Consider the following 12181-nt stretch of genomic DNA (forward strand, 5'->3'; position numbering starts at 1 on the left):
AGGCGCGCATTCTACAGCAGCCTCATTTGCTGTCAAGTGGTTATTTTCAGAAGTTTTCGAAGATTTCTTCAACAACTTCAACCACTTGCGCTTGCGATCTCTCGTAAGCGGGAGGCGAATTCTACAGGGATCGCCATGAACGTCAACCCCCTTATCTTAAAAAAAGCGAAACACTTACTCGCCTATAAAAACCAGGGTGCCCCACCGCCTCTTCTATATAGAAGGAGCGCACAACCTAGGGACGTGAATTATTCCCACCCACACAAATGCATCTGGATCTCAACCGAAAGAAGCGCGGCTGGATCCCGCACAGGCGAGGAACGAGGATGACTGTTGTTGAGACCGACGAATACCAGGAGGGGAAAGCTTTACAGAGATGGTGTCCCAGGGCCGGTTCGAACGGCCAACCTTCCCCTTAGGAGGGGGATGCTCTATCCAATTGAGCTACTGGGACAAATGCCACGCTTACCCTGAAGGGCTAGCGACAGACGGCGTGCATCTTAACGGCCGAGGCTGGTTTTGTCATGTCGTCCGTTGGCATTTTGACTGTAGGCCTATCCTTGCGCGTACGTTCATAGCCTCATTCAGCATGCCAAGACTTTCACCCTCATCGTGCAAATTGCACTACGCCAATATGCCATCATTGCAAACTGCAACCCAGCGCCCTCAAAAAACAATCTTAACTCCTTGTTTTTATTGGAATAATAGATTGGCACGACATCTGCAAAGTCATAAACACAAAACCAATCGTTCCAGGCACCGTGGAGACTATGATGATGAACAGCGCCCTTCTACTAGCACTGAACGCTGTGGCACTGGCTACGGTGGTGACGTTTCATTTTCAGCCGACCAGTACTGAAGACGGCGCGCAAATCAGCCAAGCCATTCCCCATCATCTGCAACAGCGACCTCAGTTGGCACTGATGACTGCAAACCCCCAATCTCCCATCCGCCTGACCCAAGATACACAATCAGCGCCAGCGGCCGAGCATTGGGTTTTCTGAGAACACTATTCATGTCGAAATCTGCCTGGTTGTTTCTGTGCCTGACGCTCCTATCTGTTGCGCTAGGCCTGGGAGCTACATCACAACAAACTCAAACCCTAGCCTTCGTCGCCAGCGCCGTGCTGGGCAGCCTACTGGTACTGACGCTAATCAAGGGTCGCCGAATCAAATTCGATCCGCTCCTGCGCTAACCCCCTTCCCCATCTCCCTCCCCTACCTTATGTCGCCTGATACTCGTAAATAGGCGAACAGCTACTAACCTTAAGCTTGAGGGCAAAAGGCCATATCGCTATAGGACGGGCGCCCTTCAACCCGGATGCCGTGCAGGCTTGGGCGAAGATTGACGAGCTTCGCTGCAGTCGCAGGATTTTTTCTAACCAGTCCGCAAAAACGTAAATCAGTACTGGCATAAAGCCTGTAGGCGGTTCAATATTTGTCACAGAATTGACGCCAATGAAATGTCAAATCTGAGGCATGATGCGGCCTCTTTGCAATTCGGGTTGAACTTTGGTCGTGAGCCTTGTCTTAACACTCATCTTGCGGCCAATTCCAGAAACCGCTCCCCTGAACTAACCGGTTAAATATATGCGCCCATTGAAACAGGCAATTTATTCCAGCCGTACGGCTGACAAATTCGTCGTACGTCTGCCAGACGGAATGCGGGAACGCATTGCCGAGGTGGCTCGCAATCATCACCGCAGCATGAACTCCGAAATCATCGCACGCCTGGAACAAAGCCTTATTCAGGAAGGTGCCTTGGGTGAAGAGTTGAGCATGCGCCTGGACAGCCCCGAGCTGTCACTGCACGAACGCGAACTGCTGCAGCGTTTTCGTCAGCTCTCCCACCGCCAGCAAAATGCTCTCGTCTCGCTTATCGCGCATGACGTGGAGGCGGCCGCAGAAGCCAATTGATTGACACCTGAAAGCCGAAGCCAGCCATGTGCTGGCTTTTTTTTGCCTGGAGTTTGGGAATAAGAAGCAAAGCGAGGGCAGATTTGCCCCCGCTGGAAGGGTCAGAGCAGGAAGATCGTTGCCAGGCCCAGGAAGATGAAGAAACCACCACTGTCAGTCATGGCCGTGATCATCACACTGGCACCCATGGCAGGATCGCGACCTAGACGCGCCAGGGTCATGGGAATCAATACCCCCATCAAGGCCGCCAGCAACAGGTTAAGGGTCATGGCCGCAGTCATTACCACGCCCAGGGACCAACTGCCGTAGAGCAAGTAAGCCACCACGCCAATCACACCGCCCCACACCAATCCGTTTATGAGGCCTACCGCCAGTTCCTTACGCAGCAGCCGTGAGGAATTGGCAGTACTGACCTGATCCAGCGCCATGGCGCGCACGATCATGGTGATGGTCTGGTTCCCGGAGTTACCGCCAATACCCGCCACAATCGGCATCAACGCCGCCAAGGCCACCAGCTTCTCGATGGAACCCTCAAACAACCCGATCACGCGAGAAGCGATAAACGCGGTAATCAGATTGATAGCCAGCCAGGCCCAGCGGTTATGCAGTGAACGCCAGACCGACGCGAAAATATCCTCCTCTTCACGCAAACCCGCCATGTTGAGGACTTCGGTTTCACTTTCTTCACGGATCAAGTCGACGATTTCATCGATGGTCAGACGACCGATCAACTTGCCGTTCTTATCCACCACCGGAGCCGAGATCAAGTCGTAACGCTCGAATGCCTGGGCCGCGTCGTAGGCATCTTCGTCCGGATGGAAGCTCACGGTATCGCTGGCCATCAGGTCAGCAACTTTCTTCTCCGGATCATTGACCAGCAGGCGCTTGATCGGCAAAACGCCCTTGAGGATCCCCTCATAGTCGACCACAAACAATTTGTCGGTGTGGCCGGGCAATTCTTTTAGACGGCGCAGGTAACGCAACACCACTTCCAGGCTGACGTCTTCGCGAATGGTGACCATCTCGAAGTCCATCAGGGCGCCGACCTGATCCTCGTCGTACGACAGCGCGGAACGCACACGCTCACGCTGCTGCGTATCGAGTGCCTCCATCAACTCATGGACAACATCACGGGGCAGCTCAGGTGCCAGGTCAGCAAGCTCGTCCGCATCCATCTCCTTGGCGGCAGCCAGGAGCTCGTGGTCATCCATGTCGGCGATGAGCGTTTCACGCACCGAGTCCGATACTTCCAGAAGGATGTCACCGTCACGATCAGCCTTCACCAACTGCCACAGGGTCAGTCGGTCATCCAACGGCAAGGCTTCAAGAATATAGGCGACGTCGGCGGAGTGCAGGTCATCGAGCTTGCGTTGTAGCTCGACGAGGTTTTGCCGGTGAACCAGGTTTTCGACGCGGTCGTGGTTCGGACCTTCCTGGCGGTGCGTGAGGTCTTCGACCACGCGCTGGCGCTGCAGCAGCTCGATAACTTGAGCCAGACGATCCTGCAGGCTTTCTTGTGTCTTCTTTACTTCTACTTCGGTCATAGGCGAACTCCACTCCCAGCAGCGGGGCACGCCGGAAGGATCAATCAGTCAATTCATGATTGGTAAAGCGGGGTACTGAGTAACTACTGGGTAAGTCCATGGAGGTATTCCACAAGCCCCGGCGGGGCTGACGGGCGCATGATACACCGCCCGGACGTTTTAAACGTTAAAAAACTGGAAAGAACAAGCGCTTGCACGCCAAAGCTCAGTATTGGCTGCATCTATGAACTGCGACGACGCAGGCGCATGGGAAAACACATGAAGAGGGAGAAAAAGGAGGACGCCGGATAAAACCCACACAAACCCGAGACGGCAAAAAGCCCGCACTAGGCGGGCTTTTTGTTTGTATGGTGCACTCGACAGGATTCGAACCTGTGACCGCTCGGTTCGTAGCCGAGTACTCTATCCAGCTGAGCTACGAGTGCAGATTGTGTTTTTAGACCAGATCACAACTGGTTGAAGCCAAGCTACCTGCATCACTGCAACTAACTCTTAAATGGTGCACTCGACAGGATTCGAACCTGTGACCGCTCGGTTCGTAGCCGAGTACTCTATCCAGCTGAGCTACGAGTGCATTTGTTGCCGCGCATTATAGGCCGTTCAATCTCTATGTAAAGCTATTTTTTCGAGTATTTTCAACAACTTACCGAAAAAACCAGATTGCAACGTACTAAGCAAATAATGGCGGAGAACGGGGGATTCGAACCCCCGACACCCTTTTGAGGTGTACTCCCTTAGCAGGGGAGCGCCTTCGGCCACTCGGCCAGCTCTCCGCAACACGGGGCGTATATTAACCACGTTCCTCCCCGTTTGCAAACATAAAAAACGATAAAAATTAAAGGCTTGGTTCTTCGTCCTTCTCTTTCTTGATCCGCAGGTAGATTTCCTCGCGGTGGACCGCCACCTCTTTCGGAGCATTAACCCCAATACGTACTTGATTGCCTTTAACGCCGAGCACCGTCACGGTGATTTCGCCATCACCGATAATCAGGCTTTCTGCGCAACGACGAGTCAGAATCAGCATACCTTTCACCTCACGCATTTCAGTTCAGGAACAACAGTCTGCAAAAAAAAAAGCATTCGACCTACAACCAAAAGGTCGTAGCCCTACTCGCTAAGTATTGTCGAGCCCATGCAAAAGACCATGTACCCCACAAAAAAAATGAAAGGCGCGGTAAACCGCGCCTTCCTGGCAACGCATCACTCGCCCTGTCGGGCCGGAGCATCCAACTCAAAAGCCGTATGCAGCGCGCGTACAGCCAGTTCCAGGTACTTCTCTTCGAGCACTACCGAGACTTTGATTTCCGAGGTGGAAATCATCTGGATGTTGATACCTTCTTTGGCCAGGGCCCCGAACATACGGCTGGCAACGCCAGCATGGGAACGCATGCCCACCCCTACGATCGACACCTTGGCAATCTTGGTATCGCCGACCACTTCACGGGCGCCAATCTCGCTCGCTGTGTTCTGCAGGATTTTCAATGCTGCATCGTATTCGTTGCGGTGCACGGTGAAGGTGAAATCGGTGGTGTTATCGTGCGAAACGTTCTGCACGATCATGTCGACTTCAACATTCGCATCGCTGACAGGACCCAGAATCTTGAAAGCCACGCCCGGGGTGTCTGGCACGCCACGGATCGTCAGCTTGGCTTCATCGCGATTGAAAGCGATGCCGGAAATGATCGGCTGTTCCATGGATTCCTCTTCATCAATAGTAATGAGGGTGCCCGGACCCTCCTTGAAGCTGTGCAATACGCGCAGCGGAACGTTGTACTTGCCGGCGAACTCCACCGCACGAATCTGCAACACCTTGGAACCAAGGCTGGCCATTTCCAGCATTTCTTCAAAGGTGATCTTGTCCAGCCGCTGGGCCACTGGCACGACGCGTGGGTCAGTGGTGTAGACGCCATCCACATCGGTATAGATCTGGCATTCGTCCGCCTTGAGCGCTGCCGCCAGGGCCACACCGGTGGTGTCCGAACCGCCACGACCCAGCGTGGTGATGTTGCCGTGCTCATCCACACCCTGGAAACCCGCTACAACTACCACGCGCCCTGCTTTCAGATCAGTACGAATTTTCTGATCATCAATTTGCAGGATCCGCGCCTTGGTATGTGCGCTGTCTGTAAGAATGCGCACTTGGCTACCAGTGTAGGACACCGCTGGCACGCCACGCTTGTTCAGCGCCATGGCCAACAGCGCAATGGTCACCTGCTCGCCCGTGGAGACGATCACATCCAGCTCACGCGGCAGCGGCTGTTGATCACCGCTGATGGCTTTGGCCAGATCGATCAGGCGATTGGTCTCGCCACTCATGGCCGACAGCACCACTACCAGGTCATCACCAGCATCGCGGAACTTCTTAACCTTGTCGGCGACCTGCTCGATTCTTTCGACAGAACCAACCGAGGTGCCTCCAAATTTCTGTACGATCAAAGCCATTTCCAAGCCGCCTCAGCCCGTAAAGGGGCGCCTAATATCCAATCCACCTGCACTGAACAAGCCCGTGACTAGACCACGGGCCGGTTAACAGTGCTTTAAATACCTGCCTCGACAAATGGCACGGTCAAGGCCAGGGCCGCGTCCAGCGCTGCGGCATCGACACCACCGCCTTGCGCCATGTCCGGACGACCACCGCCCTTGCCGCCCACTGTCGCAGCGGCTTGCTTCATCAAATCACCGGCTTTGAGTTGGCCAGTCAGGTCCTTGGTTACACCCGCAACCAGAACGACCTTATCCTCATGGACACTGCCGAGCAGGATCACTGCGCGGCCGAGCTTGTTCTTCAACTGATCGACCAAGGCCAACAGCGCCTTGCCATCCTGGCCGTCCAGGCGCGCCGCCAGGACTTTTACGTCCTTGACGTCAACCGCCGCGGCCGACAGGTCATCGCCCGCAGCGCTCGCCGCTTTGGCCTGCAACTGCTCCAGCTGTTTTTCCAGCGCACGGTTGCGCTCCAGAACGGCGGACAGCTTGTCGATCAGGTTGTCGCGGCTGCCCTTGACCAGGCCGGCCGCTTCCTTGAGTTGTTCTTCGGCTGCATTGAGGTAAGCCAGGGCCGCAGCACCAGTCACCGCCTCAATACGACGTACGCCCGAGGCCACACCACCTTCGCTGATGATCTTCAGCAGGCCGATATCGCCGGTGCGGTTGGCGTGGATGCCACCACAGAGTTCTACCGAGAAGCTGCCGCCCATACTCAGTACGCGAACTTCGTCGCCGTACTTCTCGCCAAACAGCGCCATGGCGCCTTTGTTCCTGGCGGTCTCGATATCGGTTTCTTCGGTTTCAACCGGGGTGTTCTTGCGAATCTCGGCGTTGACGATGTCTTCCAGGGCCTTGATCTGCTCAGGCTTGATCGCTTCAAAGTGGCTGAAGTCAAAACGCAGGCGCTGGCTGTCCACCAACGAACCTTTTTGCTGCACGTGCTCGCCCAGGACCTGGCGCAGCGCGGCGTGCAGCAAGTGCGTGGCCGAGTGGTTCAACGCCGTGGCATGCCTTACATCGGCATCGACCTGGGTGTCTACCGGTGCGCCCACAGTCAAGTTGCCCAGCACCAGCACACCGTGATGCAGGAACGCACCGCCGGTCTTGGTGGTGTCGCGCACGTCAAAACGACCGGATGTCGAGCTCAGGAAACCGCAATCGCCAATCTGGCCACCCGACTCGGCATAAAACGGCGTCTGGTCCAGCACCACAACCGCCTCTTCACCCTCGCTCAACACGTCGACCGACTTACCGTCTTTATAAATGGCGACGATCTTGGCCGAGCCCGCAGTCGCCTTGTAGCCGGTGAACTCGGTCGGTACGTCAACCTTGACCAGGGTGTTGTAGTCCAGGCCAAAGGAGCTGGCCGAACGGGCCCGCACGCGCTGGGCTTCCATCTCACGCTCGAAACCGGCTTCGTCGACGGTCAACTCACGCTCGCGGGCGATGTCGGCAGTCAGGTCCATCGGGAAACCATAGGTGTCGTACAACTTGAACACCACATCACCCGGCACCACGGTGCCTTTGAGCTCAGCCAGGTCCTGTTCCAGAATCTTCAGGCCGTGCTCCAGGGTCTTGGAGAACTGCTCTTCTTCAGCCTTGAGCACCCGCTCGATGTTGCTTTGCTGTTGCTTGAGTTCCGGGAAGGCATCGCCCATCTCGGCAACCAGCGCGGCCACGATCTTGTAGAAAAAGCTGCCGGTAGCGCCCAGCTTGTTACCGTGGCGGCACGCGCGACGGATGATGCGACGCAGCACGTAGCCACGGCCTTCGTTGGACGGCAGCACGCCGTCTGCGATCAGGAAACCGCAGGAACGGATGTGGTCCGACACCACCTTGAGCGAAGACTGGCCTTCATTGGTGCAACCAATAGCTGCCGCCGAGGCGCTCAGCAGGTTGGTGAACAGGTCGATTTCGTAGTTGGAGTGAACGTGCTGCATCACCGCACTGATCCGCTCCAGGCCCATGCCGGTGTCTACCGACGGTGCCGGCAGCGGATGCAACACGCCATCGGCGGTGCGGTTGAACTGCATGAACACGTTGTTCCAGATCTCGATGTAGCGGTCGCCGTCTTCTTCCGGCGAGCCTGGCGGGCCACCCCAGATATCGTCGCCGTGATCGTAGAAAATCTCGGTGCACGGGCCGCACGGGCCGGTATCGCCCATGGTCCAGAAGTTATCGGACGCGTAGGGCGCGCCTTTGTTGTCACCGATACGGATCATGCGCTCGGCAGGTACACCGATTTCCTGGGTCCAGATGTCATACGCTTCATCGTCCGTCGCGTACACGGTGACCCAGAGCTTTTCCTTGGGCAGCTTCAGCACGCCGGTGAGGAAGGTCCAGGCGAACGTGATCGCGTCTTTCTTGAAATAGTCGCCGAAGCTGAAGTTACCCAGCATCTCGAAAAAGGTGTGGTGACGGGCGGTGTAGCCGACGTTTTCCAGGTCACTGTTCTTGCCGCCGGCGCGTACGCACTTCTGGCTGCTGGTAGCGCGGGTGTAGGCGCGCTTTTCCTGGCCCAGGAAACAGTCCTTGAACTGGTTCATCCCCGCGTTAGTGAACAGCAGGGTTGGGTCATTGCCTGGGATCAAGGAGCTGGAGGCTACACGGGTGTGGCCTTGCTCTTCGAAGAAGCGAAGGAAGGCTTCACGGATTTCTGCGCTTTTCATTAGGTTCTTCCACGGAGGCTGCGGCCAAAGGCCAGTGCGCAACATCATCAGACGGAGCGACGGCAAAGGGCCGCATTATATCGGCCCTTTGCCGGTGGTACAGCGTGTTTATGTGATAGAAACAGTCAATTAGACGGCCTGCACTGTCATTTCTGCGAAAACGCGACGAATGTCTGCACCACTTGCTCGATCTGCGCCCGGCTCACATCCAGATGGGTGACCATGCGCAGGCGCGGCGCGGCGCTCAACTTGACCCCACGCTCGGCCGCAAAGGCCTTCAGCGCCTGCGCCTGATCACCTACCTGCACATACACCATATTGGTCTGCACCGGCTCGACGCTGTAGCCGGCCTTGCGTAACTCATCGCCCAGCCATTGCGCGTTGGCATGGTCGTCAGCCAGGCGCTGCACCTGATGATCCAGAGCATACAACCCCGCCGCCGCCAGGGAGCCCGCCTGGCGCATGCCGCCGCCGACCATCTTGCGCAAGCGCCGAGCCTTGGCGATCAGCGCCGTCGAGCCACACAGCACCGAGCCGACCGGCGCACCGAGGCCCTTGGACAGGCACACCGACACCGAATCGAAATGCTGGGCGATTTCTCGCGCATCCACCCCCAGCTTGACCGCCGCGTTGTAGAGGCGCGCGCCATCCAGGTGCAGGGCCAGGCCATGCTCGTGGGTAAATGCACGGGCCTTGGCCAGGTAATCCAGCGGCAGCACTTTGCCCTGCATGGTGTTTTCCAGCGCCAGCAGGCGTGTGCGGGCGAAGTGGAAGTCGTCGGGCTTGATGGCGGCAAGCACTTGGTTCAGATCAAGGGAGCCATCAGCTTGAACTTCCAGGGGTTGCGGCTGGATCGACCCCAGCACCGCCGCACCGCCGCCTTCGTATTTGTAGGTGTGAGCCTGCTGGCCGACGATGTATTCCTCGCCGCGCTCACAGTGAGCCATCAACGCCAGCAGGTTGCTCATGGTACCGGTGGGCACGAACAGCGCCGCGGCAAAGCCCAGGCGCTTGGCCAACTCGGCCTCCAGGCGGTTGACGCTGGGGTCTTCGCCGTAGACATCATCGCCGCTGACGGCGCTGGCCATTGCGTCGAGCATGCCGGGGGTAGGTTGGGTCACGGTGTCGCTGCGCAGGTCGATCACGGTCATGAAGGGGGCCTCTAACGGAGTGGATAAGTCTTTTTGTGTGTGATTACTGCGGGCAAAGCCACGGAATATCGAGCCCCTATTGCATTCATTCGAATACCAACCAATCAAACCGATATAAGTTATCGAGACGGCAGCCGTGCAGTTTTCGAAAAACCATGTTAAAAACTCTGCGCCGCCAGGGTTCTGGTGGCAACGTTCTCAGGGCGGGGTGCAATTCCCCACCGGCGGTAATTGCACGCAATGTGCATAGCCCGCGAGCGCTTGGCGCCTCGAACTGCTCAGGCAGGACGGCGACGAGGTCAGCAGACCCGGTGTGATCCCGGGGCCGACGGTCATAGTCCGGATGAAGAGAGAACGGGATTGGCACCTAAGGGCCGCGCGCTTGTTTGCGCATGCGTACCCTTAAATCCCATTCGATTCATAACGCCCTGTTTTTTTCTTAAACAGGAGTCAGAACATGCAACCCACCGCAATCGACAGCAAAAGCAAAAACCATCACGGCGAGCGCGTCGCGTTTATCCAGGCCTGCTGGCACAAGGATATTGTCGACCAATCGCGCAAAGGCTTCCTCGCCGAAATGATCGCCCAGGGTTATCAGGAATCGGACATCGACTTCTTCGAAGTCGGCGGCGCCTTTGAAATGCCCCTGCACGCCAAGTTGCTGGCCAAGACCGGCCGTTACGCCGGCATCGTCGCTGCCGCGCTGGTGGTGGACGGTGGCATCTACCGTCACGAATTCGTCGCGCAATCGGTAGTCAGCGGCCTGATGCAGGTGCAGCTGGAAACTGAAGTGCCGGTGTTCTCGGTGTCCCTGACGCCGCACCACTTCCATGCCGGCAGCGAGCACACCACGTTTTTCTACGAGCACTTCGTGCACAAGGGCCAGGAAGCGGCGCGCACCTGCGCCGATACCCTGCACAAGGTACGCGCGATCCGTCGTAGCGAGCCGCGTGCGGTAGCGGTCTAAATCCAAGCCTCACCGCAAACCAGTGTGGGAGCTGGCTTGCCTGCGATGCAGACACCTGGGTGTATCAGTGATACCCAGGTGATGTTATCGCAGGCAAGCCAGCTCCCACATTGGACTGAGCCAGACTTGGCTCTCAGGCCAGGCCGGCATCCGTGGTGGGCACGATCAATATCCCGGCGCGCAAGCCGTTCTTCACCTTTGGGTTGGGAAAGATAATGCGGGCGCCCTCCTCCTCGATCACCCAACGGGTCTTGGCCACGTCTTCGGCCAGCAGGTAGCCCCTTTCCAATTCCGAAAAGTTTTCCACATCTGCGGGCAGGTGCATCAGGAAGGCGTCGCTGTGCTTGATCACTTCTCGCGCAACGGCGAAGAGTTGCAGGCCGTCGAGGCTACCGGTCTCAGGCTCGTTGCCCTCGATGATCTGCTTCAGACGCGCTTCCAGGCGCGACACGTCCACACCGTCGTTCTGCCCGAACGGCCGGGCCTTGCCCAACTCCAGGGTGAACGCCTCGGCGCCGAGTTGCTCGTAGGTAAACGCGGTGAAGGTAATCGAGGTTTTGTTCTGCAGCAGCACCGCCTGCATGCCAGCCGCGTTCAGCCGCTCCAGCTCACGGCGCGAATGCTGTCGGTCTTCTTTCCACGGGTACAACGCGAACTGTTCGATTTTCGAACCACGAATCGCGGTATGCAGGTCGTAATGCAGGCGCGAACGGCCAGGCAGGCTGAAAAAGCTGCGGGCCAATTGCTCAAGCTCGGCGGCGCGCATGGCTTCGGGGCCGATGTTTTGTTCATGCCGGCCATTGAACAGCCGGTTGACGTCCAGCTCGAGGTAACGCTCACCGCGGCGCATGGCCTCGGTATTACCGAACAGGAACAGAATACGGGTGCGGGGTTTGATCTCCCCGCGGGCAATGCCATGCAACAGGCGGTCGAGCAATTCGATCGGCGCGGTTTCGTTGCCATGGATGCCGGACGACAGCAGCAAGTCGCTGCCGTTGTCCAGAGCTTCAGGAGGGCGCACTTCAAGCGCGCCTTCGCTGAGCCAGCGCATCTGCACGCCGTCGACAGTCAGTTGAATTTTTTGCGCCGGTTCACGACCGGCGAGGGTCAGTTCAAGCAGTTTGCCGAGGGCGAGCATAAGCAGCTTCCTTAGTGGTTGCAGCCTGGGCCATGGACGTGATCGTCGTCGTCACCTTCAACGTCGGCCGGTTCCATTTCCAGTTGCAGGCTCATCAGGTTGGTGGCCAATGGGCGCATCAGCAGGTTGGCGTACTCGGCGTCGCCCTCTTCTACGTCTACGCCAATCAGCAGTTGGCCGCGGCCATCGTGCTGGATCCAGATCTCCTTGCCCTGCCAGACCACGGCGACGCGGGTGCAGGAGGTTTCCAGCTGGGTGCCGTCGGTGTCTTCAAGGATGAGTTTCAGGGTGTCGGTCATAAATAAAATA

General features: G+C 57.4%; 11 protein-coding genes, 4 tRNA genes and 1 riboswitch. Of the genes, 4 read left to right on the forward strand and 11 right to left on the reverse strand.

Going from position 1 to position 12181, the window contains the following annotated elements:
* Positions 1 to 377: 377 nt before the first annotated feature.
* Positions 378 to 454 (reverse strand) — tRNA-Arg (locus tag JMV15_RS26880).
* A 322-nt stretch (positions 455 to 776) separates the two neighbouring features.
* Here JMV15_RS26880 and JMV15_RS26885 point away from each other — a divergent pair.
* The 3 genes from JMV15_RS26885 (at position 777) to JMV15_RS26890 (ending at position 1916) form a co-directional block, all read left to right on the forward strand.
* The gene (locus JMV15_RS26885) at positions 777 to 1004 is read left to right on the forward strand and encodes a hypothetical protein (protein WP_014719587.1); all 228 of its coding nucleotides are present in this window, start codon (positions 777 to 779) and stop codon (positions 1002 to 1004) included.
* A gap of 11 nt (positions 1005 to 1015) precedes the next feature.
* Positions 1016 to 1195: a PA3371 family protein gene (locus JMV15_RS28495; protein ID WP_003193590.1), complete on the forward strand. Its 180-nt coding sequence runs from the start codon at positions 1016 to 1018 to the stop codon at positions 1193 to 1195.
* A 394-nt stretch (positions 1196 to 1589) separates the two neighbouring features.
* The gene (locus JMV15_RS26890; RefSeq protein WP_003193592.1) at positions 1590 to 1916 is read left to right on the forward strand and encodes an Arc family DNA-binding protein; all 327 of its coding nucleotides are present in this window, start codon (positions 1590 to 1592) and stop codon (positions 1914 to 1916) included.
* A 101-nt stretch (positions 1917 to 2017) separates the two neighbouring features.
* On the opposite strand, the gene mgtE is transcribed toward JMV15_RS26890, so the two are convergent.
* From mgtE to ltaE, 8 genes are all read right to left on the reverse strand, one after another.
* Positions 2018 to 3460 (reverse strand): magnesium transporter, encoded by a 1443-nt coding sequence (gene mgtE, locus JMV15_RS26895; RefSeq protein WP_003193593.1) that lies wholly within the window; start codon positions 3458 to 3460, stop codon positions 2018 to 2020.
* A 348-nt stretch (positions 3461 to 3808) separates the two neighbouring features.
* Positions 3809 to 3885: transfer RNA gene (locus JMV15_RS26900), tRNA-Arg, on the reverse strand.
* A 72-nt stretch (positions 3886 to 3957) separates the two neighbouring features.
* A tRNA-Arg gene (locus JMV15_RS26905) sits at positions 3958 to 4034 on the reverse strand.
* A 108-nt stretch (positions 4035 to 4142) separates the two neighbouring features.
* Positions 4143 to 4233 (reverse strand) — tRNA-Ser (locus JMV15_RS26910).
* 62 nt (positions 4234 to 4295) lie between these two features.
* Positions 4296 to 4484, reverse strand: coding sequence for a carbon storage regulator CsrA (csrA, locus tag JMV15_RS26915; protein WP_003175645.1), 189 nt, complete (start codon positions 4482 to 4484; stop codon positions 4296 to 4298).
* A 176-nt stretch (positions 4485 to 4660) separates the two neighbouring features.
* Positions 4661 to 5902 (reverse strand): aspartate kinase, encoded by a 1242-nt coding sequence (locus JMV15_RS26920; RefSeq protein ID WP_003193595.1) that lies wholly within the window; start codon positions 5900 to 5902, stop codon positions 4661 to 4663.
* A gap of 95 nt (positions 5903 to 5997) precedes the next feature.
* A complete protein-coding gene (gene alaS, locus JMV15_RS26925) occupies positions 5998 to 8616 on the reverse strand; it encodes an alanine--tRNA ligase (protein WP_038451254.1) in 2619 nt (872 codons plus the stop codon).
* Positions 8617 to 8762: 146 nt separating this feature from the next.
* Positions 8763 to 9767, reverse strand: a complete 1005-nt coding sequence (ltaE, locus tag JMV15_RS26930; RefSeq protein ID WP_014719591.1) for a low-specificity L-threonine aldolase — start codon at positions 9765 to 9767, stop codon at positions 8763 to 8765.
* A gap of 190 nt (positions 9768 to 9957) precedes the next feature.
* Positions 9958 to 10127, forward strand: a riboswitch (FMN riboswitch).
* Between the two features lie 97 nt (positions 10128 to 10224).
* Between ltaE and JMV15_RS26935 the strand changes: the two genes are divergently transcribed.
* Positions 10225 to 10734 (forward strand): 6,7-dimethyl-8-ribityllumazine synthase, encoded by a 510-nt coding sequence (locus JMV15_RS26935; protein WP_003193604.1) that lies wholly within the window; start codon positions 10225 to 10227, stop codon positions 10732 to 10734.
* Positions 10735 to 10867: 133 nt separating this feature from the next.
* Here JMV15_RS26935 and astE read toward each other — a convergent pair whose 3' ends face one another.
* Both astE and JMV15_RS26945 read right to left on the reverse strand, forming a co-directional pair.
* Positions 10868 to 11872, reverse strand: a complete 1005-nt coding sequence (gene astE, locus JMV15_RS26940; RefSeq protein WP_014719592.1) for a succinylglutamate desuccinylase — start codon at positions 11870 to 11872, stop codon at positions 10868 to 10870.
* Positions 11873 to 11883: 11 nt separating this feature from the next.
* Positions 11884 to 12171: a hypothetical protein gene (locus JMV15_RS26945; RefSeq protein WP_003175651.1), complete on the reverse strand. Its 288-nt coding sequence runs from the start codon at positions 12169 to 12171 to the stop codon at positions 11884 to 11886.
* Between the last annotated feature and the right edge of the window lie 10 nt (positions 12172 to 12181).

It is taken from the genome of Pseudomonas paracarnis (assembly GCF_904063055.1).
GTDB lineage: Bacteria > Pseudomonadota > Gammaproteobacteria > Pseudomonadales > Pseudomonadaceae > Aquipseudomonas > Aquipseudomonas paracarnis.

What these genes read in the sequence shown, in the direction of transcription:
- JMV15_RS26885 (WP_014719587.1), top strand. Translation starts at nt 777, where the DNA reads ATGAACAGCGCCCTTCTACTAGCACTGAACGCTGTGGCACTGGCTACG.
- JMV15_RS28495 (WP_003193590.1), top strand. Translation starts at nt 1,016, where the DNA reads ATGTCGAAATCTGCCTGGTTGTTTCTGTGCCTGACGCTCCTATCTGTT.
- JMV15_RS26890 (WP_003193592.1), top strand. Translation starts at nt 1,590, where the DNA reads ATGCGCCCATTGAAACAGGCAATTTATTCCAGCCGTACGGCTGACAAA.
- mgtE (WP_003193593.1), bottom strand. Translation starts at nt 3,460, where the DNA reads ATGACCGAAGTAGAAGTAAAGAAGACACAAGAAAGCCTGCAGGATCGT.
- csrA (WP_003175645.1), bottom strand. Translation starts at nt 4,484, where the DNA reads ATGCTGATTCTGACTCGTCGTTGCGCAGAAAGCCTGATTATCGGTGAT.
- JMV15_RS26920 (WP_003193595.1), bottom strand. Translation starts at nt 5,902, where the DNA reads ATGGCTTTGATCGTACAGAAATTTGGAGGCACCTCGGTTGGTTCTGTC.
- alaS (WP_038451254.1), bottom strand. Translation starts at nt 8,616, where the DNA reads ATGAAAAGCGCAGAAATCCGTGAAGCCTTCCTTCGCTTCTTCGAAGAG.
- ltaE (WP_014719591.1), bottom strand. Translation starts at nt 9,767, where the DNA reads ATGACCGTGATCGACCTGCGCAGCGACACCGTGACCCAACCTACCCCC.
- JMV15_RS26935 (WP_003193604.1), top strand. Translation starts at nt 10,225, where the DNA reads ATGCAACCCACCGCAATCGACAGCAAAAGCAAAAACCATCACGGCGAG.
- astE (WP_014719592.1), bottom strand. Translation starts at nt 11,872, where the DNA reads ATGCTCGCCCTCGGCAAACTGCTTGAACTGACCCTCGCCGGTCGTGAA.
- JMV15_RS26945 (WP_003175651.1), bottom strand. Translation starts at nt 12,171, where the DNA reads ATGACCGACACCCTGAAACTCATCCTTGAAGACACCGACGGCACCCAG.